This window comes from Microbacterium sp. ARD31, from assembly GCF_031844425.1.
Genome location: NZ_JAUZVE010000033.1, coordinates 13,102 through 36,470, shown reverse-complemented (window position 1 = coordinate 36,470; position 23,369 = coordinate 13,102). Strand labels below are relative to the sequence as shown.

19 protein-coding genes are annotated in these 23,369 nt (G+C 70.4%); 13 read left to right on the top strand and 6 right to left on the bottom strand.

The genetic code is table 11. The features are described from left to right. Nucleotides 1–23 precede the first annotated feature (23 nt). Genes Q9S36_RS38175 through Q9S36_RS38165 form a run of 3 tightly spaced genes read right to left on the bottom strand, consistent with a single transcriptional unit; the run spans nt 24 to nt 6,864 of the window. Entirely contained in the window at nt 24–2,282 is a 2,259-nt protein-coding gene (locus Q9S36_RS38175; RefSeq protein WP_311289986.1) for a beta-galactosidase, read from the bottom strand. Continuing rightward, nucleotides 2,279–3,592, bottom strand: coding sequence for a cellulase-like family protein (locus tag Q9S36_RS38170; RefSeq protein WP_311289985.1), 1,314 nt, complete (start codon nt 3,590–3,592; stop codon nt 2,279–2,281). Before Q9S36_RS38170 ends, Q9S36_RS38175 begins: the two co-directional genes overlap by 4 nt. Next, on the bottom strand, nt 3,589–6,864 hold the full coding sequence (locus tag Q9S36_RS38165) for a DUF5107 domain-containing protein (RefSeq protein ID WP_311289984.1): 3,276 nt from the start codon (nt 6,862–6,864) through the stop codon (nt 3,589–3,591). The genes Q9S36_RS38170 and Q9S36_RS38165 overlap by 4 nt, the downstream gene beginning before the upstream one ends. Before the next feature lie 105 nt (nt 6,865–6,969). On the opposite strand from Q9S36_RS38165, the gene Q9S36_RS38160 reads away from it, so the two are divergent. Further along, on the top strand, nt 6,970–7,833 hold the full coding sequence (locus Q9S36_RS38160; protein WP_311289983.1) for an AraC family transcriptional regulator: 864 nt from the start codon (nt 6,970–6,972) through the stop codon (nt 7,831–7,833). A gap of 14 nt (nt 7,834–7,847) precedes the next feature. Here the strand turns inward: Q9S36_RS38160 and uidA are convergent, their stop codons facing one another. Beyond that, entirely contained in the window at nt 7,848–9,668 is a 1,821-nt protein-coding gene (gene uidA, locus Q9S36_RS38155; protein ID WP_311289982.1) for a beta-glucuronidase, read from the bottom strand. A 203-nt stretch (nt 9,669–9,871) separates the two neighbouring features. On the opposite strand from uidA, the gene uxaC reads away from it, so the two are divergent. Genes uxaC through Q9S36_RS38130 form a run of 5 tightly spaced genes read left to right on the top strand, consistent with a single transcriptional unit; the run spans nt 9,872 to nt 15,094 of the window. Beyond that, nucleotides 9,872–11,272, top strand: coding sequence for a glucuronate isomerase (uxaC, locus tag Q9S36_RS38150; RefSeq protein WP_311289981.1), 1,401 nt, complete (start codon nt 9,872–9,874; stop codon nt 11,270–11,272). After that, the gene (locus Q9S36_RS38145) at nt 11,269–12,678 is read left to right on the top strand and encodes a mannitol dehydrogenase family protein (protein ID WP_311289980.1); all 1,410 of its coding nucleotides are present in this window, start codon (nt 11,269–11,271) and stop codon (nt 12,676–12,678) included. Before uxaC ends, Q9S36_RS38145 begins: the two co-directional genes overlap by 4 nt. Further along, the gene (manD, locus tag Q9S36_RS38140; protein WP_311289979.1) at nt 12,675–13,913 is read left to right on the top strand and encodes a D-mannonate dehydratase ManD; all 1,239 of its coding nucleotides are present in this window, start codon (nt 12,675–12,677) and stop codon (nt 13,911–13,913) included. The genes Q9S36_RS38145 and manD overlap by 4 nt, the downstream gene beginning before the upstream one ends. After that, on the top strand, nt 13,903–14,034 hold the full coding sequence (locus Q9S36_RS38135) for a hypothetical protein (protein WP_311289978.1): 132 nt from the start codon (nt 13,903–13,905) through the stop codon (nt 14,032–14,034). The genes manD and Q9S36_RS38135 overlap by 11 nt, the downstream gene beginning before the upstream one ends. After that, nucleotides 14,027–15,094 (top strand): LacI family DNA-binding transcriptional regulator, encoded by a 1,068-nt coding sequence (locus Q9S36_RS38130; protein WP_311289977.1) that lies wholly within the window; start codon nt 14,027–14,029, stop codon nt 15,092–15,094. The genes Q9S36_RS38135 and Q9S36_RS38130 overlap by 8 nt, the downstream gene beginning before the upstream one ends. 88 nt (nt 15,095–15,182) lie before the next feature. Here the strand turns inward: Q9S36_RS38130 and Q9S36_RS38125 are convergent, their stop codons facing one another. Then, nucleotides 15,183–15,752 (bottom strand): NADPH-dependent FMN reductase, encoded by a 570-nt coding sequence (locus Q9S36_RS38125; protein ID WP_251453802.1) that lies wholly within the window; start codon nt 15,750–15,752, stop codon nt 15,183–15,185. 142 nt (nt 15,753–15,894) lie between these two features. Between Q9S36_RS38125 and Q9S36_RS38120 the strand changes: the two genes are divergently transcribed. Together Q9S36_RS38120 and Q9S36_RS38115 are read left to right on the top strand one after the other, a co-directional pair. Further along, a complete protein-coding gene (locus Q9S36_RS38120) occupies nt 15,895–16,122 on the top strand; it encodes a hypothetical protein (protein WP_311289976.1) in 228 nt (75 codons plus the stop codon). Further along, nucleotides 16,122–16,544, top strand: a complete 423-nt coding sequence (locus Q9S36_RS38115; RefSeq protein ID WP_311289975.1) for a TA system VapC family ribonuclease toxin — start codon at nt 16,122–16,124, stop codon at nt 16,542–16,544. Before Q9S36_RS38120 ends, Q9S36_RS38115 begins: the two co-directional genes overlap by 1 nt. A 57-nt stretch (nt 16,545–16,601) precedes the next feature. Here the strand turns inward: Q9S36_RS38115 and Q9S36_RS38110 are convergent, their stop codons facing one another. Beyond that, on the bottom strand, nt 16,602–18,146 hold the full coding sequence (locus tag Q9S36_RS38110; protein ID WP_311289974.1) for an amino acid permease: 1,545 nt from the start codon (nt 18,144–18,146) through the stop codon (nt 16,602–16,604). A 163-nt stretch (nt 18,147–18,309) separates the two neighbouring features. Here Q9S36_RS38110 and Q9S36_RS38105 point away from each other — a divergent pair, with 163 nt between their 5' ends. Genes Q9S36_RS38105 through Q9S36_RS38085 form a run of 5 tightly spaced genes read left to right on the top strand, consistent with a single transcriptional unit; the run spans nt 18,310 to nt 23,314 of the window. Then, the gene (locus tag Q9S36_RS38105; protein WP_251453798.1) at nt 18,310–19,665 is read left to right on the top strand and encodes a glutamine synthetase family protein; all 1,356 of its coding nucleotides are present in this window, start codon (nt 18,310–18,312) and stop codon (nt 19,663–19,665) included. After that, the gene (locus tag Q9S36_RS38100) at nt 19,646–20,407 is read left to right on the top strand and encodes a gamma-glutamyl-gamma-aminobutyrate hydrolase family protein (RefSeq protein ID WP_311289973.1); all 762 of its coding nucleotides are present in this window, start codon (nt 19,646–19,648) and stop codon (nt 20,405–20,407) included. Before Q9S36_RS38105 ends, Q9S36_RS38100 begins: the two co-directional genes overlap by 20 nt. Continuing rightward, the gene (locus Q9S36_RS38095) at nt 20,404–21,756 is read left to right on the top strand and encodes an aldehyde dehydrogenase family protein (RefSeq protein WP_311289972.1); all 1,353 of its coding nucleotides are present in this window, start codon (nt 20,404–20,406) and stop codon (nt 21,754–21,756) included. Before Q9S36_RS38100 ends, Q9S36_RS38095 begins: the two co-directional genes overlap by 4 nt. 47 nt (nt 21,757–21,803) lie before the next feature. Then, the gene (locus Q9S36_RS38090; RefSeq protein ID WP_311289971.1) at nt 21,804–22,583 is read left to right on the top strand and encodes a 3-oxoacyl-ACP reductase; all 780 of its coding nucleotides are present in this window, start codon (nt 21,804–21,806) and stop codon (nt 22,581–22,583) included. Nucleotides 22,584–22,594: 11 nt separating this feature from the next. Continuing rightward, nucleotides 22,595–23,314: a GntR family transcriptional regulator gene (locus tag Q9S36_RS38085; protein WP_311289970.1), complete on the top strand. Its 720-nt coding sequence runs from the start codon at nt 22,595–22,597 to the stop codon at nt 23,312–23,314. Nucleotides 23,315–23,369: the final 55 nt, after the last annotated feature.

The window sequence follows — 23,369 nt, the reverse complement described above, 5'->3', positions numbered from 1 at the left end:
CCCGTCCACCGCTCCTCCCGCGGCTAAGGAGCGAGCCCGACACGGTGGTGCGGCGCGCGGATCAGCGTCGCCGACAGCATGTCAGCGCGCCCGGCGACGCGGTCGGCTCGCACACGCCGGTCGACGAAGAAGTCCGCGTCGCCGTTCCACGGCAGGATCTCGATCCGCAACGGCGAGGCCGTGAGCTGCGGCAGAAGCCGCGCATCGATCTCCCACGGGCGCCCGTACCAGAACTGATCCGACACCAGCTCGTCACCCACCCAGGCGCGGGCGACGTCCCCCGCCCACTCGAGCGACACGATCTGGGCCCCGGCGAAATCGTCGTCGAGTGGCACATCGACCTCGAAGACGGCCGCGGCGGCGTACTCGGCGTCGCGCGGGGCGCTGTACCGGTCGGCCGGTCCGCCCCTGCGTGTCTCGGGCAGCGATGTCGCGGCGGCGACCTGACGCACGACGAGGGATGCCGGGGCGTCCACCGCCGGGAGGGCCAGACGCTGGAAGGGGCCGACCCGTCCCGCGGATCCCTCGAGAGCGGGGATCGTCAGGACCTCGCTCGCGGCGCCCCAACGCTCGAGCGTGGCGTGGTCGTCGGCGAACGTCAGACCGCCGTCCCACAGCGCCACGACCCGCTCGCCGGCGATCGACCCCGCCCACACACGCGAGCCCGACGCCGCGTCCAGGATCACCAGGCGCGTGGTGCCGACGGTGATGACCGCCTCCGGCCCGGGCGCGGCAGTGAGAGTCCACCGAGCGCCGTGCTCTGTCCCGAGCGCTCGGGCGCCCACGACGGCGGCGTCACCGCTGTCGATGTCGAGTTCGACGGGCACCCCGTCGGTCGCGCGGAAGATCGCGACCAGCCCGGCATCCGTCTCGACCTGGGTGACGGGCTGCACGGTCCCCGTGAGCGAACGGACGTCGCCATAGGGCTGGCCGACCGGCCATACGAAGGCGGTGCCCGCGGGGATGCCGGTGGGCACCGCCGGGAGCATCACGCCGTCCGCGAGGGCGAGCTGGAAGTCCACCACGTCGTCGGATGGCGCCGCAGCCGGTCGGTGGTTGGTGCCGAAGACGAAGCCCCTGCCTTCGGACACGCGAACCGAGACGGGCATGCCCGTCTCAGCGGGATCCGGGAACTTCCACGGAAGCTCGAGCAGCTGCGCACCCCACTGCTGCAGGAACAAATGCTGCGCGCGCAGCAGGTGGTAGTGCGGGCGGAGGGTTCCCGCCGAGCCGATCGGGGCGTAGAAGTCGTAGTCCTTGCGCGGGAGGTCGTTGGGATAGCCCGAATCCTGCGTCTCCTGCATCCCCGTGAGCGTGCCCGTCGGTTGCACAGTGCCGTGATAGACGTAGTAGCCCTGCCAGGCCGAACCGCTGCCCAGCTTGGTGAGCGCGAGCGCGTCGATGTCGGCCGCGTCCACCCGTGGCCGCCGGTGGTAGGCGACGGCCATCCCGCCGCCGAGCTCGCAGGTGAGGAACGGGAAGCGCCGATCGTCGCGCCCATTCGTGGGTGGTGCGAGGCGTACATCCGCGCCGACCGACAGGTCGTCCCGGACGTCGCTGAAGGTGAAGTGCGCCGCCGAGAAGTCCGGCAGCTCGACGTCGGATTCGTCCCAGAACCCGTCGGAATAGCCGCCGTACACCGAGATCAGCGCATCTTGCGGCACCTGCGCGCCGCCCCACCCGGTCGCAACCCAGAACGGAACGTGCATGCCCGCGTCTTCGGCGATGTCGCGAAGCGTCGCGAGATGTTCGGGCTGGTCGTACAGCTCGTTGTCGACCTGCACGGCCACGATCGGGGCGTCTGGGTGCGCGTCGTCGCGGAACAGCCCGCGCAGCTGCGACGCGATGTCGGCGTACCAGTCCCGCACGTGCTCGAGATAAGCGGGGTCGTTCGTCCGATGGGCGATCGGCAGCTCCTGAAGCCAGTCGGGGAATCCGCCGTTGCGGGCCTCGCCGTGCGCCCACGGGCCGACGCGCAGGACGACCTCCAGGCCCGCGCGCCGGGCGGTCTCGACGAATCGCCGGATGCCGAGGTGACCCTCCCAACTGCGTCGACCGCGCTGCTCCTCATGGAGGATCCAGATGAGGTAGGTCGCGACGAGGTCGACGCCGCCCGCCTTCATCTTCCGCAGCTCGTGTTCCCACCGCTCGGGCACGTCGCGGCTGAAGTGGTACTCGCCAGACACCGGGAACCACCGCCGGCCGTCTCGCATCAGCGAGACGGCGTCGATCGAGAGTCCGGCTCCGCCCTGCCGTGCGCGCGGGTCGATGGCGACGGTCATGATGGCGTGCTCCCTGTGATCCGGCGGTTCTGTGCGCTCTGCCACTCTCGCAGCTGCCACATCGGGTGGTGCGGTGCGGCGTTCGAGGACAGCACGACACCCCATACGCCGTGTTCGAGCGCGGTCGTCACGCCGTGCTCGGCGAGCGCTCGGCCGGTCTCGCCCTCTTCGAACGTGCCGTGCAGGGGGGTGTACCCCACCCAGCCCTCGCCGACCAGTGCGGGGATGCCGTGCCACCGCGCCCACTCCGCGACGGCGATCACCCTCGACTCGATCTCGCGCCGCATCACGTGCTCGTAGGGGCCGTAGTGCTCGTCGAGCCACGCGTCCCAGGCCGCCGGGTCGATCCAGTCGTAGCCGTAGATCATCTGGTCGGTGACCACGGTCGCGCGGTACTTCCATCCGGCGGCGCGCCCGTACTGCTCGAACGTGGGGGCGTCGGGCCGGAGCAGACGTCGGAGCGCGGCGTTCGGGAAGCCCCCGGTCCCCTCGGACCGGATGTCGATCCGCTGCTGCAGCGCGTCGAGCACGCCGTAGCTGTACACGTGGAACTGCGCCGCCCCGAGCCCCTCGGGCACCTGATGCATGGCGAGGTGGGGCGGCTTGCCGTAGCTGGCGGTGATGAGAAGGTCCGGATGCCGCGCCCGCAGCCGCTGCACCTCGTGCGCTCCGCCGTCGGCGAGAGCCGGGAGTATCGAGAAGTCGACTTCGTTGTGGAGCTCGACGAGCGCGATGCGCTCGCGGTGGCCTTCGTCGGTCAGCCAGTCGATCATCCGCTCCCACGCGTGAGAGAGGACGCGGTAGCGGTCGCCGAGCGGGATGGCGTCGATGGCCTCGAACCACCGTGGCGACGCGGCGAAAGCGGGCGACTGCTGCAGTTCCCAGCTCGCGAGGATCACGACCAGGCCGTGCCGCGCGGCAGCCGTGAACAACGCGAGCAGCCGTTCCCGCAGATCGAGCTCGTATCCTCCCGGCGCGTCGTACCACCGGGTGCGCCGACCGAAGTATCCGCCGTCGGGGGCTGGCCCGAGGCCCTCGATCCGCAGCGACGCCGCGAGGTCATCGAGTCCGAGCGCCCCGAAGAGGAGCAGCGGCGCCGCGCAGATGCGGATCGCGTTGTACCCCAGTGAGGCGGCGTCGGCGCACGCGGAGTCGAGATCCGCGTAGGGCTCGCCGTCGCCGGCGCGGGTGTACCACGAGAAGTCCCACAGCGTGATGGCCAGACGCTCGGGCAGGTGCGCGGGTGTGGCGCCGGTGAGGCCCGTCGTCCCGGTGGCGACCGTCCCTGATCCCAGGTAGCGCTCGGTCATGCTCTGTCGCCTTTCGTCGTGCCGGCGAGCGTGCGGATGCGCCGACCCTCGGCGGCGAGGGCCCGCAGCCGGTCCGCCTCGTCGGCGCGTGCTGCCGCCGTATCGACGTCGAACAGCAGCAGCTCCGGAAGCGAGGTCGCGAAGTAGTCGACAGCATCCTGCGACCGCGCCAGGTCATCCGCCCGCCGTTCGAGCGCGGACCAGATCTCTTCCGCCGCCGCGTCTTCGCCGAGGCGGAGGTGCGCAACGCCGACCCAGTAGTCCGCTTCGACCGGGGGTCGAGGAGCCACCGCGTGCGGTGTGCCGCTGCAGGCGCCCCACCACGCCGCGGTCGCGGCATCCCGGTCACCCGTGGCCAGCAGCGCGTCGCCCCACACGACCAGGCGCTCGGCCAGCGGAGCAGCGGGGTGGCGCCCTTCTCCGAGGTGGGCGGGCACTCGGATGCCGTCTTCCATCAGCCTCGCCGCGGCAGTCGGGTCGGTCCGGATGAGGTCGCGCGCGATCTCGCACGAGGCGCGGTCGAACGCCGCGATCACCCGCCCTTCACCGCCCTCGAACGGGCGGAAGGTGCGCGCGGTGAGGATGTCCCAGGCCTCCGCGATCCGGCCCACCTCGAGGAGCAGCGTGACGTACGCCAAGGCGAGATCGTCGCGCTCGAGCAGGAGATCGGGCTGCTGCTCGAGCAGCGTGAGGCGCTCGACCGGTGACAGCCCGCGAAGCCTGCCGAGGACGTCCCTCTCGAGGACGAGGCGAGCGTCGCGCCGCAGCGTCAGCGCGTGCGCGAAAGCCCGGTCGGCGGCGTCTTTGTCGCCGCCCGATTCCACGCTTGCGAGAGCGAGGTTGCGCCACGTGACCGGGTCGTCCGACCCGCCCGCGGTCGCGGCCGTCAGGTGGGGAAGCGCGTCGTGGATCCGCCCGGCATCCAGCAGCCACATGCCCAGGAGTGTGTGCGCGCGGAGGTCGTCGGCGTCCGCGTCGACGGCCGATCGGAGCGCGTCGTACTGGTCGAGACCCGCGGGGAAGGCGTACGCGGCATCGGCTTCCCTTGCCTCTCGTCGCGCCTCGCGTGCCTGATCTCCGAGTCCCTGCGCGTCGAGCCACACCGCGCGCAGGTAATGGCGCAGCGGTTCGGAATTGCCGAATGCGCCGAGCGTGGGGGAGGGGAAGGCGGGTCCGGCGGTCGTGCGCACCGCGTCGTCCCATGCGCCGGCGCGGGCGAACTCGGTGGCGACGTCGAGCGGGGTTCGGGGATCGACGACGTCGAGTGCCCCGGCGAGGGCGGCGGTCGCGGCATCCAGCGGATCGGTCCGTCGGAGCTCCGCCAGCCGCCTGGCTGCTTCGCCGTCGTGTCCCTGCCGCCGCAGGGCGAGCACGACGATCCGCTCGGCCTCGGGAATACCTCCCGCGGATCGGGCGTGGACGATCGCGTCGGCCGCGCGCCCCGTGCGCAGCGCGACCCGGGCTCGCGCGAGGCCCGCTGCCGCCGTCCAGGCGTGGTTCCATGCGGCCTTCGCGAAGTCGGCGTCCGCGGCGACATCGTCCCCCAGCCGCTCGTGCACCAGCCCGCGGAGGTAGACCGCCTCGCCGTCGCGCGGGTTGAGGTTGCGCCGCGTCAGCCGATCGACGGTGGTGTCGAGGAGCTCCTCGGCCTCGAGGTACTGCCCGCGGCGCAGGCGCTCGGCCGCCAGCGCCGTCGCCGACCGCGAGTCCGCAGGGTCCCGCCGCAGCGCTTCTTCGAGGTAGGGGATCGGAGACCTCGTCGGGTGCCGGTACTGCGTCAGATGCACGGCGGTGAGATAGAGCTCGTCGGTCGACGCGATCTCCTCGGGAGCATCGGGCGCGGTGGCGACCCACGGGACCACGGCCTCGCCGGTCGGTCTCTCCCACGCGACGAGCACGTCATCGCCCGACCGGACCTCGACGCGGGCGACGCCCGCGACGGCGTCGACCTCGAGCAGGTGCGGCCGGGCCGGCGAGAGCGTCGTGGTGGCGGTGGTGAGGATGCCGGAATCGTCGGAGACCGTGATGACGGCGTCGTCGACGTCGCGGGTCGCAAGCACGCCGATGTGCACGAGACCGTCGGCGCCGGACACCGAGATCGCGGCATCCCGACTCGCCTGGCGGGCGGGACCGATCCGGTGGATCGGGTACCAGAACTGGCTGAAGCGCTTCGTCTCGCCGGGTGCGAGCCAGCTGAAGTCCGGCTGGTTGTCGGTGTAGACACCCGCCATCAGCTCGACGTACGGTCCGTCGTCGTCGGTCAGCTGGGCGTCCCACGCGTGGCCGATCGGACCGTCGCCCCACGTCCACTGCTTCTTGCCCGGCGAGACCGCCCGGTCCGCCCAGTGCACGAAGCCCGCCTCGGCGGCGTGATCGTAGCCGCCGAAGAAGTCGTGGCTGGTGTCGGTGATCATGTACGAGGTGGGCACCGGGATGCTGCTGTAGACGTCGAGTCGATCCGCGTCGGGTTCGACGTCGCGCACGAGGGCCGGGTAGTCCACTCCGTAGTACGGCCGGTCCGCGCGGGGGAACGCGGTGATCGCGCGGCGGGCGTGGTCGGCGACGTACCGGACGTCGTCGGGGAAGAAGGATTGGTATCGCTCGTGCGCGCGGGCGGCGACGTTCGCCCACCAGAGGAAGGTCTGCGCAACGTCCGTCCGGTTGTGGAGGACGACGTCGGCCTCGACCAGGGAGGATCCGCCGCGAAGGCGGACGCCGTGCGTGCCGCGCATCCGCTGCAGCGGATCCAGGTCGGTGTGCCACACGACGACGGAGTCGTCCGCCTCGCGTTCGATGCGCCAGTCGACCGGGAGGAAGGTCGCCGGGCGGTGGTGCTGCGGCCAGTTGAACTCGACCCCGCCCGAGATCCACGGTCCCGCCAGGCCGACCAGCGCCGGCTTGATCACGTTGTTCCGGTAGAAGAAGTCGTAGCCGGCGACCTTGTCGTACCCGATGTGGATGCGCCCGCCGATCTCGGGGAGCAGCAGCAGCCGGACGTAGGCGTTCTCGAGGTGCACGGCCTTCCATGCGCGGGGGGACTTCACGTGCGCCACGGTGTCGATCATCGGCATCGGGTACACCCGCCCGCTCGACCCCTGGTAGACCCGCCGTTCGAGAAAGAGCGGGTACGGGTCCGGTGTTCCGGGCTCGTAGGTGTCGATGATGACGTCTTCGCTCCAGCAGGCGACTCCACCCGCGTCGAGCAGAGCGCGCTGATCATCCGGTGCGTCGGGCAGGACGATGCGGCTCGCGGCGTCGGGGTCCCGGTTCATCAGGCCAACGTATGTGGCGGCTCGCGAGGTGACCATGGCTGATCGGATGCTGCGCCTGGACGATCCGCTGGTTCATCGCCGCGTGAGGGGTGCCATGATGTCGGGATGGAGCGCGGCGACGGGTTCGAGCGGGAACGGCTGACCGTCGTGCCTCGCCCGCTGGTGGACGCGGCGCTCGCGCGACCGGTCACCCGTCGGGCCGTCGTCACCGACGCGGGTTGCTTCCCTCGCGCGCGATCGCACGGCAGGCACCGCCCTGAAGGTGCCGCCGAGACGATCGTGATCGTCTGCGTGGCCGGCGAGGGGTGGCTGGAAGCCGCCGGACAGCGTCAGCGCGTAGGACCATCGACCGCGATCGTGATACCGAGCGGGGTGGGGCACTCCTACGGGGCGAGTGAGAGCGATCCATGGACGATCTGGTGGTGTCATGTGCGAGGCAGCGACATCCCGGAGCTCGTCGGGGCCGCCGGCATCCGGCACGACCGTCTCACGCTGTCGTTGCGTGCGCTCGACCGCATCACCGCGCTGCTGGACGAGATCTCCACCTCCCTCGCCCGGGACTCCACGCCCGCGACCCTGCTGGCCACGTCCGGCATGGTCTGGCGGCTGTTCACCCAGCTCGCCGTCGACCGGCTGCTGCCCGAAGAGGGCACCCCGCTTCAGCGGGCGCTGCGCTATCTCGAGCAGCGGGTCGACGGGCGGGTGCAGGTCGCGGAGCTGGCCGCGATGGTGGGGGTGTCGCCCTCGCACCTGACCGCGCTGTTCCGCGAGGCCACCGGCGGAGGCGTGCTGGCCCACCACATCGCCCTCAAGATGGCGCACGCGCGAAGCCTCCTCGACGGCACGACGCTCGCGGTGGGCGAGATCGGCAGGCGGGTGGGGATGCCGGACCCTTTCTACTTCTCTCGCCAGTTCACGCGCGTGCACGGCCTGAGTCCGACCGCGTACCGCGCGACCCGCAAGGGGTGAGCGACCGCGCCGCCTCAGTCCTGGGGTGTCGCGCGGGTCGTGCTGCCGGTCCAACGCTTGCGCAGCTGATGCGCGACGGCCTTGGGCCGACGGTCGCGCGTGAAGGCCCCTTTGCGATTGCCGTCGGCCCTCACGATCGCGAGGCTGGTCTGGAAGTCCGCGAAGTTCCACAGGTGCTCTCCCTGGACTCCGTCGTGCGCATCGAAGACCTCGGTGTACATCTCCACCAGCTCGGTCTGGAACTCCTCCGACCACATCGCGCCGGAGAGGGTGTGCAGACCGGCGATCGTGTCCGCCCCGAACTCGGTGACCAGGATCGGCTTGCCGGTCTTCTCCCACTCCGCGAGCTCGGCGTGCAGGGCGTCGCGGGCGGCATCCAGATCGCCTGACTGCGTGTACCACCCGAAGTAGCGGTTGATCATGATGACGTCGCTGAGCGCCCCGAGCAGGCACTGACCGGCGGGGGAGAACTGTACATTGACGAATCCGACCGGCCGCGTCGGATCGAGCTCGCGGGTGAGCTCGAACAGCGGCGTGAAGTACTCGACGGCCTCGGGCGTGTGCGACTCGGGCTCGTTCGCGATCGACCACAGCACCACGCTCGGGTGGTTCTTGTCGCGGGCGACGAGTTCGCGGATGTGCTGCGCGTGCGCACGTTGGGTGTCGTCCGAGACATAGTCGGGCCCGTAGACGCGGTCGATGTTCGCGCCGATGACGTTGCCGACGGTGGCGTTCATGCCCACCGCTGCGGTCTCGTCGATGACCACGATGCCGTGGTCGTCCGCGTAGTCGAGGAACTCCTCGGCGTACGGATAGTGCGACGTGCGGAACGAGTTCGCCCCGATCCACTTCAGGATCTCGAAGTCGTGCACCATGTCGACGTCCGAGTGGCCCTTGCCCTGGACGAGGTGGTCTTCGTGCATCCCGAACCCGCGGAAGTAGAACGGCTCGCCGTTGATCAGGAACTCGTGGCCGCGCACCTCCACGGTGCGGACCCCGACGCGCTGGGGGTACTCGTCGACGAGCTCGCCGCCGCGTCGCACGCGCACCACGAGGGTGTACATGCCGCCCGTCCCCGGTGTCCACAGGGTGGCGTCGTCGATGCGAAGGGATGCTGCGCCTCCGGTCCCGCGCGAAACCACGCGTCCTGCCTCGTCGACCAGCTCGGTCTCGATCTCGGCGACATCGGCATCGATCCCGGCGAGGGCGACCTCGTAGTCGACGATGCCGGTCACCGGGCCGCGGACCGGGTCGCCATCGACGCGCGTGACCACCGTGACGTCGTCGACGAAGGTGACGGGTGTCGTCGAGAGCCACACCGACCGGTGCAGACCCGCGTAGTTGAAGAAGTCGTGCATCTGCTTCTGGCGGGGGCCGTGCGCGGTGTCGACCACGAACCCGGGCGGGAGGGTGTCCCACCGCAGGCGGTTGTCGACGGCGACGGTGATCCTGACGGGCTCGCCCGGGGTGACGGCGTCGGTGATGTCGGCCTCAAACGGGAGGTAGCCGCCCTCGTGGTCTACGACCTCGCGGTCGCCGACCCACACGGTCGCGCGGTGCGTGGCAGCGTCGAATCGCAGCACGATGCGCTGCCCGGACCACGTCCGGGGGAGGACGGTCTCGGTCTGGTAGAACACCTCGCCGACGTAGTCGTGGAGGGTCCGTCCGGGGACGATGTCGTTGTAGCTCGCCGGCACGGGCATGGTGATCGCCTCGGCCAGTGGGCCCCCGAACCACCCCGCGGAGCGGCCGACGCCGTCGGGGTCGGTGCGGAAGCGCCACAGTCCGTCGAGGCGGCGTCGCTCGCGGGTGCGGGTGTCTTTCGGCTGCAGCATGCTGCCTATCCCTTCGTCGTGAGCCCGGCGGTCGACGCCCCCTCTACTTCACGGCGGTGATCCCCAGTGACCCGTAGTGAACATATCGCGATCCGCAACCGATTGACAACAATCGCGTCTGGAGCCCGCTAGGCCCCGTGAAAAGCGTCACTCGGAGCGGAAATCGGTTGACAGACCCGGGTGGACTCGATCACGCTTGAGTCATGTCGAAGACGATCCGCCCGCAACTCTCGCGCCTATTCCCCGCTGACGGTCCTGCGAGAGAGGTCGCCGAGGAGCTGTACGCCGAGGTCGCCACGGCGCCGATCCTGTCGCCCCACGGTCACGTCGAGCCGTCGCTGTTGGCCGAAGATGCGGCGTTCCGGAATCCGACCGAGCTTCTCGTCTCGCGTGATCATTACGTCACCCGCCTGCTGCACTCGTTCGGAGTCCCGCTCGCCGAGCTCGGGGTCGCCGGGGCTCCCGCCGACCCCCGTGAGGCATGGCGGACGCTGGCTTCGCATTGGCGCAAGTTCACCGGCACCGCCAGCGCGTACTGGATCACCCACGAGCTGGAGACCCTCTTCGGCGTCGACGAAGAGCTCGCTCCGGACTCGGCCGATCGCATCTACGACCGCATCGACGAGGCGCTTCGCCGCCCGGAGTTCCGCCCCCGCGCCCTCTTCGAGCGGTTCGAAATCGAGGTGCTCGCCACGACGGACGACCCCCTCGACGATCTCACCGTCCACCGACGCCTGGCCGACGACCCCACCTTCTCCGGTCGGGTGCTCCCGACCTTCCGTCCCGACGCCTATCTGGACCCCGCCGGCGCCGATTTCGCCGACCGGGTGGAGCGACTGCTCGCGACCACGGCGCAGCCCCACAGCTTCGCCGGGTACCTGCGAGCCCTCGAGGAGCGCCGGGCGCATTTCGCCGCGCACGGCGCCGTCTCTGCGGATCACGGGGTGTACGAGCCGTTCACGACCGACCTGGACGCCGCCGATGCGGAGCAGCTGTTCCGACGGGTGGCCCGAGGGGGAGCGGATGCCGCGGACGCACGCCTCTTCCGCGGCCACATGCTGTTCCAGATGGCGCGGATGAGTGTCGCCGACGGCCTCGTCATGACGGTGCACCCCGGCGTGCACCGCAACCATCACCCCGAGACGCTCCGGGCGCACGGCGCCGACACCGGCCACGACATCCCGGTGCGCACGGAGTACACCGAGAACCTCCGGCCGCTGCTGCAGGCCTTCGGCACCGCGCCGGGGTTCCACCTGGTGCTGTTCACCGTGGATGAGACGGCGTTCTCACGCGAGATCGCCCCGCTCGCCGGGTTCTACCCGAGCGTCTTCATCGGTGCGCCGTGGTGGTTCCTCGACGCCCCCGACGCCATGATGCGCTGGCGTGCCGCGACCACCGAGACGGCGGGGCTCTACCGATCGAGCGGCTTCATCGACGACACCCGCGCCTTCCTGTCGATCCCCGCCCGCCACGACACCGCCCGCCGCGTCGACGCCGCCTTCCTGGCGCGCCTGGTCGTCGAGGGGCGCGCCACGCTCCCGACGGCACGGCGGATCGCCCGCGATCTCGTCGACGCCATCCCGCGAGAGGTGTTCAAGCTGTGATCGCCACCGCCACCCCGCTCACACGGAAGGCCCTCGCCGAGCGCGAACCCGGCCGCGTCGAGGCGCCCCCCGTCCGCATCGTCCACCTCGGGCTCGGGCACTTCTTCCGGGCTCACCAGGCGTGGTACACCTCCCGCGCCGCGGACGCCGGTGCATGGGGCATCGCCGCCTTCACCGGTCGCTCCGCCCGCATCGCCGAAGACCTGACCGCGCAGGACGGCCTGTTCGCGCTCGTCGAGCGCGGCCCCGTGGCCGACCGCGTCGAGGTCGTGACCAGCCTCGTCGAGGCGGTCCCCGGTGTCGACGTGACCCGGCTCGCCGACCTGCTCGCCGACCCGCGCGTCGCGATCGTCACCCTGACCATCACCGAGAGCGGCTACCGCCTCCGGCCCGACGGCGGACTCGACCTCGACGACCCGCTGGTGCGCGCCGACCTCGAGCAGCTGCGCTCCGCGTCGCCGCGGCCCGAGACCGTGCTCGGTCGGCTGCTCTTCGCGCTCGACGCGCGTCGTCGGGCGGATGCCGGTGCGATCGCGATCGTGTCGTGCGACAACATCCCCGACAACGGCTCGTTCCTCGCCGCGGGCCTCGCCGCCCTCGCCGAGCAGGTCGACGCGTCACTGGCCGCCTGGATCAGCACCCATGTCTCGTTCGTGAGCACCTCCGTCGACCGGATCACCCCTCATATCGACGAGGCGCCGGCCGCCGTCGCCGAGGCGGGGTGGGTCGACCGCGCGCCCGTGGTCACCGAGCCGTTCGCCGACTGGGTGCTCGCGGGCGACTTCCCCGCCGGGCGGCCCGACTGGGAGAGCGCCGGGGCCCGCTTCGTGGACGACATCGAGCCCTGGGAGAACCGCAAGCTGTGGCTGCTCAACGGTGCCCACAGCATCCTCGCTTTCGCGGGACTGCGCCGCGGGCTCCACACCGTGGCCGACGCCATCGCCCACCCCGAGTGCCGTGCTCTGGTCGAGGCCTTCTGGGCCGAGGCTGTGCAGAACCTGCCGCCGGGAACCGAGCACGTGGCGTACCGGGCGCAGCTTCTCGAACGCTTCGCCAACCCGCGCATCGTCCACCGGCTCGGCCAGATCGCCGCCGAGGCGACCACCAAGGCGCAGTTCCGCTTCGCGGCAGTCGCCGAGCGCTCGGTGCGCGCCGGACGAGAGCCGGCCGGGTCGGCCGCGGCGCTCGCGGTGTGGATCGACTGGGTGCTCGCCGGTGACCTCGCCCCGGACGCGCGCGCCGACGACGTGCGTATCGCAGCGGCCTCGGACGATCCCATCACGGCACTTCTCGCGCTCGTCTCGCCCGACTCCGCCGCATCGCCCGGCCTCGTCGCGCAGATCGACGCGGCTCTCTCGGCCGTCACCACAAGCATCCCCCTCACCCACGAAGGAGCACGTCAATGATCATCGACAAGGCCGAGGTGATCGTCACCAGCCCCGATCGCAATTTCGTCACCCTGCGACTCACGACCGACGAAGGTCACGTCGGGCTCGGCGACGCCACCCTGAACGGGCGCGAGCTCGCCGTCGTCGCCTACCTGCGCGAGCACGTCGTGCCGCTGCTCATCGGCGCCGATGCTTCGCGCATCGAGGACACGTGGCAGTTCCTCTACCGCTCCGCCTACTGGCGACGCGGACCCGTCACGATGGCCGCCAGCGCGGCCGTCGACATGGCGCTGTGGGACATCAAGGGCAAGGCCGCCGGGATGCCGGTGTACCAGCTGCTGGGCGGCGCGTCGCGCAACGGGCTGATGGCCTACGGGCACGCGTCGGGCAAAGAGCTGCCCGAGCTGTTCGACTCCATCCGCGCCCACCAGGAGCAGGGGTACAAGGCGATCCGGGTGCAGACGGGTGTGCCGACCCTGAAGGCGATCTACGGCATCGCCGCTCAGGGCGCCGATGTCGGCGACGCCACCGTCCGCTACGACCACGAGCCCGCCCGGCGCGGAGCGAAGCCGATCGAGGAGGACTGGGACACCCGCGCCTACCTCAACCACCTGCCCGGCGTCTTCGAGGCCGTCCGCAACGAGTTCGGCCCCGACATCCCGCTGCTGCACGACGGCCACCACCGCATGACCCCCATCCAGGCTGCACGCCTGGGGAAGGACCTCGAGCCCTACGACCTGTTCTGGCTCGAGGACTGCACGCCCGCCGAGAATCAGGAGGCGCTGCGGCTGGTGCGCCAGCACACCACCACGCCGCTCGCGATCGGCGAGATCTTCAACACGGTGTGGGACTTCAAAGACATCATCCGCGACCAGCTCATCGACTACGTGCGTGGCGCCGTCACCCACATGGGCGGCATCACCCCGCTGAAGAAGACCCTCGACTACGCCGCGATGTACCAGATCAAGTCGGGCATGCACGGCCCCACCGACATCTCCCCGGTCGGCATGGCCGCGGCCATGCACCTGGGCCTGGCCATCCACAACTTCGGAATCCAGGAGTACATGCAGCACGGACAGCGCACCGACCAGGTGTTCCAGCAGTCCTTCACGTGGACCGACGGCTACCTGCACCCCGGCGACAAGCCCGGCCTCGGTGTCGACCTCGACGTGGACGAGGCCGGCAAGTACCCGTACGCGCAGGCATATCTGCCCTACAACCGGCTGCTCGACGGCACCGTCCATGACTGGTGAGAAGGTCGATGCCCCGCGTGACGCCGCGCTGTTCGCCGCGCGTGCCGCGGCGCGCGAGAATCACTTCATGGCCCCCGCACTCCTGACGTCGCAGCCGGCGACCCTCGAAGCCCATGGCTGACGCCGAACCGGCGCCCGGGCCGTCACCGGACGGCATCCCGCTCGCCGTGATGGAACGCATCCGCAAGCGCGGCGGATCCGCGACCATCTACGACATCGCCGAGCTGGCCGGGGTGAGTCCGTCCACCGTCTCGAGGGCGCTGTCGACCCCGGGTCGCATCAGCCAGAAGACCGAGGCGAGGATCCGCGACGCCGCCGCGCGGCTGAACTTCCGCGCGAACCCCATGGCGCGGGCGCTCAACACCGGCCGCAGCCACACGATCGCGCTCGTGGTCGCCGACATCACCAACCCGGTCGTGTTCGGCATCGTGCGCGGGGCCGAGCAGGCCGCCAGCGCGGCGGGCTACACGCTTGTCGTCGCCGAATCGCAGGAATCCGATGTCGCCGAGGCCGAGACGATCGAGCGGCTGCTGCCGAGCGTCGACGGCCTCATCCTCGCCACGACCCGGCTCGGTGACGATGCGCTCGCCGCTGTCGCGGCGCGAAAGCCCATGGTGCTGATCAATCGCGCGGTCACCGGCGTCGACAGCATCCTGCCCGATGTGGATCACGGCGTCGGGCAGCTGATGACGCACTTGAGCGGGCTCGGCCACCGCTCCATCGCCTACGTGTCGGGCCCTGAGACGTCGTGGATCAGCGGTCGACGGTGGGAGCGCATGCTCGAGCACGCCGAGGGGCTCGGGATCGCGCTGGTCGAGATCGGGCCGGTCGCTCCGACGATCGAGGGCGGGCGCGACGCGATCCGACGGGTCCGGGCAGCGCGGGTGAGCGCCGTCGTGGCCTTCAACGATCTGATCGCGATCGGGCTCATGCAGGCGGCCGCCGAGAGCGGGGTCATCGTGCCGCGCGATCTCAGCGTCACCGGGTTCGACGACATCTTCGGCAGCGAACTCGTCGTGCCGGCCCTCACCACCGTCCGCTCCCAGCTGGAGCTGGCCGGTCGGCGCGCGGCCGACAACGTGCTCGCCCATCTCGCCGCCGACCCGGCGGCTGCTGTCGATGGCGGGCTGCTCCAGACGGAACTCGTCATCCGGGCCTCCACGGGCGCGGCCTCTTCGTGACGGCGCCTTGGTGACGGTGGAGCCCGTCACTCCCTCATGAGCCGGCACGCGGCCCGCAACGGATGCCGGCCGCGCGCCAGGGGCCGGGTCAGTCTCGGGGGAGGACCGTGAGCACGCGCTCGATGTGATCGCGGAACTCGGTCATGTACTCGCGGAGGAAGGTCTCGAGCCCTTCGTCCTTCACCTCGCCCTCCGGGGTGAACACCTCGTCGGAGAACTGGATGTAGGCCTCGGGCGCGGTCATCTGCCGGGCGTTGCAGTAGCTGAGCACGCCGCGCAGGCTCTGCTGCGCCACGGCGGTGCCGATCTGACCGACCGATGCGCCGATCACGGCCGCGGGGATGTGGTCGAAGGAGTTCTCGCCCCACGGGCGCGAGGCCCAGTCGATGGCGTTCTTGAGGGCACCCGGTATGGAGCGGTTGTACTCGGGCGTGAGGAAGAGGAGCGCGTCCGAAGCGGCGATCGCCTCTTTCAGCGCCGTCGCCTCGGCCGGGTAGTCGCTGTCGAAGTCGGGGCTGTAGAGGGGGAGGTTGCCGATCGGAATCTCGGAGAACTCCAGATCCTTCGGCGCGAGACGGATGAGCGCCTTCGACAGTGTGCGGTTGATGGATGTCGACGACAGGCTTCCCACGAAGTAGCCGACCTTGTGCGTGACCATCAGTCATCCTTCCGTTCGGGGTCCGCCTCGCATGAGCCGGTCGCTCCAGCATCCGCCTCGGCGCTCTCCCCGCGCGAGGGCTTGCGCACGTCCGTGATCTCTGCCATTGCCGCCGCGATGCATGATGCGTGATGATTGATGCATGAGAACCACGGTCACGATCGATGACGACGTCCTGGCCGCGGCGAAACAGTTCGCCGCGGCGCGGGGCCTCACCCTCGGAGAAGCCCTCTCGCAGCTTGCGCGGGCGACCTTGACCGAGCGCAGGCGCCACAGCACCCGGAACGGCGTCGTCCTGCTGCCGGCACCGGCGACAGCGGGCAAGGCGACCCTCAAGGACGTCAACGAGCTGCGGGACGAAGCCACCTGATGGCGCATCTGCTCGACGTGAACGTGGTCATCGCGCTGATCGACCCGCTCCACGTGCACCATGAGCGCGCGCACCGCTGGTTCTCGAAGCGGGAAGGCCGGTGGCACACGAGCCCGACTGTGCAGAACGGCGTGATCCGCGTCGTGAGCAACCCGAAGTACCCGAACAGTCAGCCGGCTCCGGTGGTGCTGGCGAGTCTGGCGAGCCTTGCGGCGCATGCCGACCACGTCTTCCTCCCCGACGCGGTCAGCCTCCTCGACAGTTCGGTTCATACGGAGCGGCTGCTGTCGAGCTCGCAGGTGACCGATACCTATCTGCTGCACCTCGCGGCGTCCAACGACGCGCGCCTGGCAACCTTCGACACCCGGATCGTGACGACCGCGGTGCCCTCCGGCGCCGAGGTCGTGTTCACCGTGCCGTGAGCGCGCCAGAGCCCTCCGCGCATCCCCAGTCGCGCGGAGGGCCGACAGCGGCGTCCCCTACCGCTTGTCGCCGAAGACCTCGCCTTCCATGGCGTCGTAGCCCTCCTCCTGCGGGTCGCCGTGCCGGCCGCCCGACAGTGCGTATTCCTCTTCGGGCGAGAGCACGAGGCGGTGGCGGAAGAAGAGGGCGAAGCCGGCGAGGATGATGATGTACACCACCACGATCGCGATGATCGCCGGCAGGAACGTCGGGTTCAGCAGGAACCCCACGAAGATCAGCGCGGCGATCACGGCGGCGATGACGGCGCCGGGGATGCCCCACGGGCTGCGGTAGGGCCGCTCGACGTCCGGAAGCTTCTTGCGCAGGATCACGAACGACACCATCTGAAGGAAGTACGCCAGCACGGCGCCCCATACGGCGATGTTCAGCACGATCGCACCGGCGACGGCGCCCGCTCCTTCGTTGAACGCCGCGAGGGTGTCGAGGATGGCGAGGGCGATGAAGCCGATGACGGCGCCGACCAGGAGCGACACCCATGGGGTGCGTCGCTTGCCGGTGAGCGACAGGAACTGCGGGTAGTAGCCGGCGCGCGAGAGCGAATACATGTTGCGTCCGTAGGCGAACATGATGCCCTGCAGCGAGGCGAGCAGTCCGACCAGCGCGAGCAGCGCCAGCACGGCGGCGGCTTCGTCTCCGACGATGGCGCGGAAACCGTCCAGGAGCGGTTCGCCCGCGACGCCGGTCGCTTCGGCGCCGATGACGCCCGTGTTGAGGAACAGCACGAGCAGGCCGGTCACGATCAGGGTGCCGCGCGCCCAGAATCCGGCGCGGGGGATGTCGCGCACGGGGTTGTGCGACTCCTCGGCCGCGAGCGGGAGCTCTTCGATCCCCAGGAAGAACCACATCGCGAACGGGAGGGCGAACAAAATCGGCAGCACGCCGTGCGGCAGGAACTCCGTCTGGCCGGGGTCGGGCGCGATGTCCCACAGGTTCGCCCACTGGAAGGCGCCCGAGGCGAGGGCCATGATCGAGAAGACCACGATGATCCCGATCGAGATCACCGAGACCACGATCGCGAACTTGAACGAGATCGCCGCGCCCGCCGCGTTGAGCCCCACGAAGGCGGCGTAGAGGATCGCCCACCACACCCAGGCCGGCAACGAGACGCCGAGCAGCTCGCTCGTGATCGCGTCGGCGTACGAGGCCGAGAAGTAGACGATGACGGCGGTGGTCGCGACGTACTCGATGGTCTCGGCGGCGCCCGTGACCAGGCCGCCCCAGGGTCCCATCGCCGACCGCGCGAAAGAGTAGGCGCCGCCGGTGTGCGGCATGGCGGCGGCCATCTCTCCGATCGAGAAGATCATTCCGTAGTACATGACGACGAGGATCGCGAAGGCGATCAGCATCCCGCCGAAGCCGGCGAAGTCGATGCCGAAGTTCCATCCCGAGAAGTCGCCCGAGATGACCGCGGCCACAGCGAGGCCCCACAGCCCCCAGATGCCGGCGCTGCGGGTCAGCCCCCGCTTCTCGAAGTAGTCCTTGCCTGCACGCGTATAGGTCGCTCCTGCGACCTTCGCGTTGACCTCGCTCGACCGTGACATCTGTCCTCCGTGCGCTCGCGCTCGACGCTGGGGTGCGCGTCTGGGCACGATTGTGGCCCTAATGGTTGGCTGTGTCTACCTTTCAGGAGGGAAATCTCGTTACAGTGGACGCGCGCACGGCCGGTCGGATCCCCCTCGGCGGCGTGAGGTGAGGAGACGACGGATGCCGGGAAACCTCAGCGTCTCGCAACTGGACGCCGCCATCGCCGAGGGCGAGATCGACACCGTCATCGTCGCCTTCGCCGACGCGCAGGGACGCCTCGTGGGCAAGCGGGTGTCGGCCCGGCTGTTCCAGGAGGAGGTCCGCGACCACGGCGCCGAAGCCTGCAACTATCTGCTCTCGGTCGACGTCGACATGAACACCGTCGACGGCTACACGATGTCGAGCTGGGAGACCGGCTACGGCGACATGGTGCTGATGCCCGATCTCGAGACGCTGCGCCGGGTCCCGTGGATGCCGGGATCGGCCATGGTGATCGCCGACCTCGGCTGGCCGCAGGGCGGACCCGTCGTGCAGTCCCCCCGCGCGATCCTCGACCGGCAGCGAGAGCGCCTGGCCGAGCGCGGTCTGGTCGCGTACTCCGGCACCGAGCTCGAATTCCTCGTCTTCGACGACACGTATCGCGAGGCGTGGGGGAAGGGATACCGCGATCTGACGGCATCCACCGACTACAACGTCGACTACGACCTGCTCGCCTCGGGGCGCATCGAGCCGCTGCTGCGCGACATCCGTCTCAAGATGGACGGCGCCGGGCTCTACACCGAAGGCGTCAAAGGCGAGTGCAACCTCGGCCAGCAGGAGATCGCCTTCCGCTTCGCCGAGGTGCGCGAGACGGCCGACCAGCACACCATCTACAAGAACGGCGCGAAGGCGATCGCGGGCGACCACGGCAAGTCGATCACGTTCATGGCCAAGTTCGACCAGCGCGAGGGCAACAGCTGCCACATCCACCTGTCGGTGCGCTCCGACTCCGGTGAGGCGGTGATGGCCGGCGAGGGCCGCCACGGCTTCAGTCCGTTCATGGAGCACTGGATCGCCGGCATCCTGGCGACCCTCCGCGAGTTCACGCTGCTGTACGCCCCGACCATCAACTCCTACAAGCGGTACGTGCGCGGCTCGTTCGCGCCCACGGGAGTGGCGTGGGGCGTGGACAACCGCACGTGCGCGCTGCGCATCGTCGGCCACGGGCCCTCGCTCCGCGTCGAGAACCGGGTTCCCGGCGGCGACGTCAATCCCTACCTCGGGATCTCGGCGATCATCGCCGGCGGTCTTCACGGGATCGAGCACGAACTGCCGCTGCCGGATCCCCTCGCCGGCAATGCCTACACCGCCGGCGTGGACCACCTGCCGACGACGCTGCGCGAGGCCGCGCAGCTCTTCGACGAGTCGGCGATCGCGCGCAAGGCGTTCGGCGACGACGTCGTCGAGCACTACCTCAACCAGGCGCGCATCGAGGTGGAGGCCTATGACGCGGCCGTGACGGACTGGGAGCGGGTGCGTGGTTTCGAACGCCTCTAGTGCCCCGCCCGTCATCGGCCTGACGACCTACCTCGAGCAGGCCAAGCAGGGTGTCTGGGATGTGCGAGCGGCCTTTCTGCCGCAGCAGTACTTCGCATCGGTGACCGCTGCCGGGGGCATCGCCGTGCTGCTTCCGCCGCAGGGCGACCCCGACCCCGAGGCCGCTGCGGTTGCGGTGCTCGAGGGCCTCGACGGCCTCATCCTGACCGGCGGACTCGACGTCCAGCCCGAGCTGTACGGCCAGGACCGGCACCCGCTCACCGACCCCGCCCGTCCGGATCGCGACGCGTGGGAGCTCGCGCTCTTCCGCGGTGCCGAGGAGCGCGGCATCCCCGTGCTGGCCATCTGCCGCGGACTGCAGCTGGTGAACGTCGCCCGCGGCGGCACGCTGCACCAGCACCTGCCCGAAGCCCTCGGCACGGAGCGATACCGCATCGGCGGCGGCGTGTTCGCCGACAACATCGTCGAGGTCGCGCCCGACACCCGGTTGGCGGGGATGCTGGGGGCCGGCCCGTTCGCGGTGCACAGCTATCACCACCAGGGCGTCGACCGGCTCGGCGAAGGGCTCGTGGTCGTGGCCCGGACCGATGACGGCCTCGTGCAGGCGTTCGAGTCCGAGGGCCCGGGCTACCTCGTCGGCGTGCAGTGGCACCCCGAGGAGAACGTTGAAGACAAGAGGCTGTTCGCGGGACTGGTCGCGCAGGCCGCCGCGTACGCCCGAGCGAAGGAACCCGTCACATGAGCTTCACCCTGGTCGATCCCACCACCGGTCGCGCGTTCCGCGACGTCCCGCGGGCGAGCCTCGACGAGGTGGATGCCGCGATCGCGAGCGCGGTGGCCGCGCAGCGCGGGTGGGCCGACCTCGCCCCGGTCGCCCGTGCCGACGCGCTGCGGCGGTTCGCGAGCGTCGTCGACGCGCACGTGGAGGAACTCGCTCAGCTCGAGGTGCTCAACTCGGGTCACCCGGTCGAGTCGGCCCGGTGGGAGGCCGGACACGTCGCGCAGGTCCTGAACTTCTACGCCGGAGCACCCGAGCGGCTCTCGGGTCAGCAGATCCCCGTCGCCGGGGGACTGGATGTCACCTTCCACGAGCCGTACGGCGTGGTCGGCATCATCGTCCCGTGGAACTTCCCCATGACGATCGCGTCGTGGGGCTTCGCTCCGGCTCTCGCTGCGGGCAACGCCGTCGTCCTCAAGCCCGCCGAGCTCACGCCGCTCACCGCGCTGCGGCTGGGCGAGCTGGCGCTCGAGGCGGGCCTGCCGGAGGGGCTGTTCACGGTCGTCACCGGATCGGGGTCGCTCGTCGGCCAGCGTTTCGTGTCGCACCCTGACGTGCGCAAGGTCGTCTTCACCGGCTCGACCGAAGTCGGCGTCGACGTCGCCGCGGGGTGCGCCCGCATGCTGAAGCCGGTGACCCTCGAACTGGGCGGCAAGAGTGCGAATGTGGTCTTCGCCGACGCAGACCTCGAGCAGGCGGCCGCGGCAGCCCCCGGGGCGGTCTTCGACAATGCGGGCCAGGACTGCTGCGCACGCAGCCGCATCCTCGTGGAGCGCTCGGCATACGACCGGTTCCTCGAGCTTCTCGAGCCCGCCGTCGCCGCCTGGCGGGTGGGTGACCCGGCGCGCGATGACACGCAGATGGGACCCCTCATCTCGGCATCCCATCGCGACACCGTCGCCGGGTTCCTCGACGACGCGCGCGTGGCGTTCCGCGGAAGCGCACCCGAGGGTGACGGGTTCTGGTTCGCGCCCACCGTGGTGCTCGCCGAGCCCGGCGACCGCATCGCGCAGGAGGAGGTGTTCGGACCCGTCGTGGCGGTGATGCCCTTCGACGACGAGGCCGACGCCGTGCGGCTCGCCAACAGCACCGTCTATGGCCTCGCAGGTTCTATCTGGACCCAGAACCTGGGGCGTGCCCTTCGGGTCTCACGCGGCGTGAAGAGCGGAGTGCTGTCGGTCAACTCCCACTCCTCGGTGCGGTACTGGACGCCGTTCGGGGGGATGAAGGCCTCGGGCCTCGGGCGCGAGCTCGGCCCCGATGCCGCCGAGCACTTCACCGAGACCAAGAACGTGTTCTTCGCCGCGGACTGATCTCCGCGGCCATAGCACGAGCATCACCAGCACCAGGAGGAAGTTCCATGAACGTCGATCTCACCCAGCGCCTGCGGGACCGCGTCGCCATCATCACCGGTGGGGCATCGGGCATCGGCCTCGCGACCGCCCGCCGCTTCGCCGCCGAGGGTGCGCGCGTGGTGATCGCCGATCTGGACCCCGCCTCGGGGGAGCGCGCGGCGACCGAGGTCGACGGACTGTTCCGTCCGGTCGACGTCGCCGACGAAGCATCCGTCAACCAGCTCTTCGACTCGGTCGCCGCCGACCTCGGCAGCGTCGACATCGCCTTCAACAACGCCGGCATCTCGCCCGCCGACGACGACTCCATCGAGACGACCGAGCTGCCCGCGTGGGATCGCGTGCAGGACGTCAACCTCAAGAGCGTGTACCTGTGCTCGCGCGCCGCTCTGCGGCACATGGTCCCCGCTGGACGCGGGTCGATCATCAACACCGCCTCGTTCGTCGCGCTGCTCGGCTCGGCGACGTCGCAGATCTCGTACACCGCGTCCAAGGGCGGCGTCCTGGCGATGACGCGGGAGCTCGGCGTGCAGTTCGCCCGGCAGGGCGTCCGCGTCAACGCCCTGTGCCCGGGACCGGTGAACACGCCGCTGCTGCAGGAGCTCTTCGCCAAGGACCCGGAGCGGGCGCAGCGTCGGCTGGTGCACGTGCCGATGGGACGGTTCGCCGAGCCCGAGGAGATGGCCGCAGCCGTGGCGTTCCTCGCGTCGGACGACGCCTCGTTCATCACGGCGACCGCCTTCGTCGTCGACGGCGGGATCACCAACGCCTACGTCACCCCGCTATGAGCCCGCCCGCGATGAGCGCCGCGGGCGGCCCGCTCCCCGAGGTGAGGCGCGCGGTGTACCGGCCGGTGCGCGAGGGCAATGCACTCGAAGACACCGTCGCGCGGCTCGTGCAGACGATACGGCTCGGGGTGGTCGCACCGGGGGAGTCGCTGCCGCCGGAGCGCGAGCTGGCGCTGCGCTACGCCGTGAGCCGTGACACCGTGCGAGAGGCGATCCGCGAACTGGCCGACGCGGGCTACCTCGAGCGCCGCCGCGGGCGTTACGGCGGGACGTTCATCGCCGATCCGCTGCCCCAGACCGCTCCGACCCCCGTGGATGCGGCCGAGCTCGACGATGTCCTGGGTCTTCGCCGCGTGCTCGAGGCGGGGGCGGCACGCGCGGCCGCCGAGCGCACGCTCGACCCGGCGACGCGAGACGACCTGTGGCGCCGGCACGAGGCCGCCACGGCCGCGGACGAGGCCGACTACCGCCGGCTCGACACCCTGCTGCATCTGTCGATCGCCGAGATAGCGGGCATCCCGTCGCTCGTCGCGCTCGCCGCCGAGAACCGGGCGCGCGTGAACACCTGGTTCGACACGTTCCCGCTGCTGCCGCGGAACATCGAGCACTCCAACGCTCAGCACGAGCAGCTGGTCACGGCGATCCTCGCGGGCAGGCCGGATGCCGCTGAGCGGGCCGTGCTGGAGCACCTCGCCGGGTCCGAAGCGCTGCTGCGCGGCTTCCTGCTGTGACGGCAGTCCCCGGCATCCTCACCCCTGCCGTTGGTCACGGAGCCGCCATGGCTCT

What these genes read in the sequence shown, in the direction of transcription:
- Q9S36_RS38175 (WP_311289986.1), bottom strand. Translation starts at nt 2,282, where the DNA reads ATGACCGTCGCCATCGACCCGCGCGCACGGCAGGGCGGAGCCGGACTC.
- Q9S36_RS38090 (WP_311289971.1), top strand. Translation starts at nt 21,804, where the DNA reads ATGAACGTCGATCTCACCCAGCGCCTGCGGGACCGCGTCGCCATCATC.
- Q9S36_RS38085 (WP_311289970.1), top strand. Translation starts at nt 22,595, where the DNA reads ATGAGCGCCGCGGGCGGCCCGCTCCCCGAGGTGAGGCGCGCGGTGTAC.
- Q9S36_RS38120 (WP_311289976.1), top strand. Translation starts at nt 15,895, where the DNA reads ATGAGAACCACGGTCACGATCGATGACGACGTCCTGGCCGCGGCGAAA.
- Q9S36_RS38105 (WP_251453798.1), top strand. Translation starts at nt 18,310, where the DNA reads ATGCCGGGAAACCTCAGCGTCTCGCAACTGGACGCCGCCATCGCCGAG.
- manD (WP_311289979.1), top strand. Translation starts at nt 12,675, where the DNA reads ATGATCATCGACAAGGCCGAGGTGATCGTCACCAGCCCCGATCGCAAT.
- Q9S36_RS38110 (WP_311289974.1), bottom strand. Translation starts at nt 18,146, where the DNA reads ATGTCACGGTCGAGCGAGGTCAACGCGAAGGTCGCAGGAGCGACCTAT.
- Q9S36_RS38130 (WP_311289977.1), top strand. Translation starts at nt 14,027, where the DNA reads ATGGCTGACGCCGAACCGGCGCCCGGGCCGTCACCGGACGGCATCCCG.
- Q9S36_RS38160 (WP_311289983.1), top strand. Translation starts at nt 6,970, where the DNA reads ATGGAGCGCGGCGACGGGTTCGAGCGGGAACGGCTGACCGTCGTGCCT.
- uxaC (WP_311289981.1), top strand. Translation starts at nt 9,872, where the DNA reads ATGTCGAAGACGATCCGCCCGCAACTCTCGCGCCTATTCCCCGCTGAC.
- Q9S36_RS38115 (WP_311289975.1), top strand. Translation starts at nt 16,122, where the DNA reads ATGGCGCATCTGCTCGACGTGAACGTGGTCATCGCGCTGATCGACCCG.
- Q9S36_RS38135 (WP_311289978.1), top strand. Translation starts at nt 13,903, where the DNA reads ATGACTGGTGAGAAGGTCGATGCCCCGCGTGACGCCGCGCTGTTCGCC.
- Q9S36_RS38125 (WP_251453802.1), bottom strand. Translation starts at nt 15,752, where the DNA reads ATGGTCACGCACAAGGTCGGCTACTTCGTGGGAAGCCTGTCGTCGACA.
- uidA (WP_311289982.1), bottom strand. Translation starts at nt 9,668, where the DNA reads ATGCTGCAGCCGAAAGACACCCGCACCCGCGAGCGACGCCGCCTCGAC.
- Q9S36_RS38170 (WP_311289985.1), bottom strand. Translation starts at nt 3,592, where the DNA reads ATGACCGAGCGCTACCTGGGATCAGGGACGGTCGCCACCGGGACGACG.
- Q9S36_RS38095 (WP_311289972.1), top strand. Translation starts at nt 20,404, where the DNA reads ATGAGCTTCACCCTGGTCGATCCCACCACCGGTCGCGCGTTCCGCGAC.
- Q9S36_RS38165 (WP_311289984.1), bottom strand. Translation starts at nt 6,864, where the DNA reads ATGAACCGGGACCCCGACGCCGCGAGCCGCATCGTCCTGCCCGACGCA.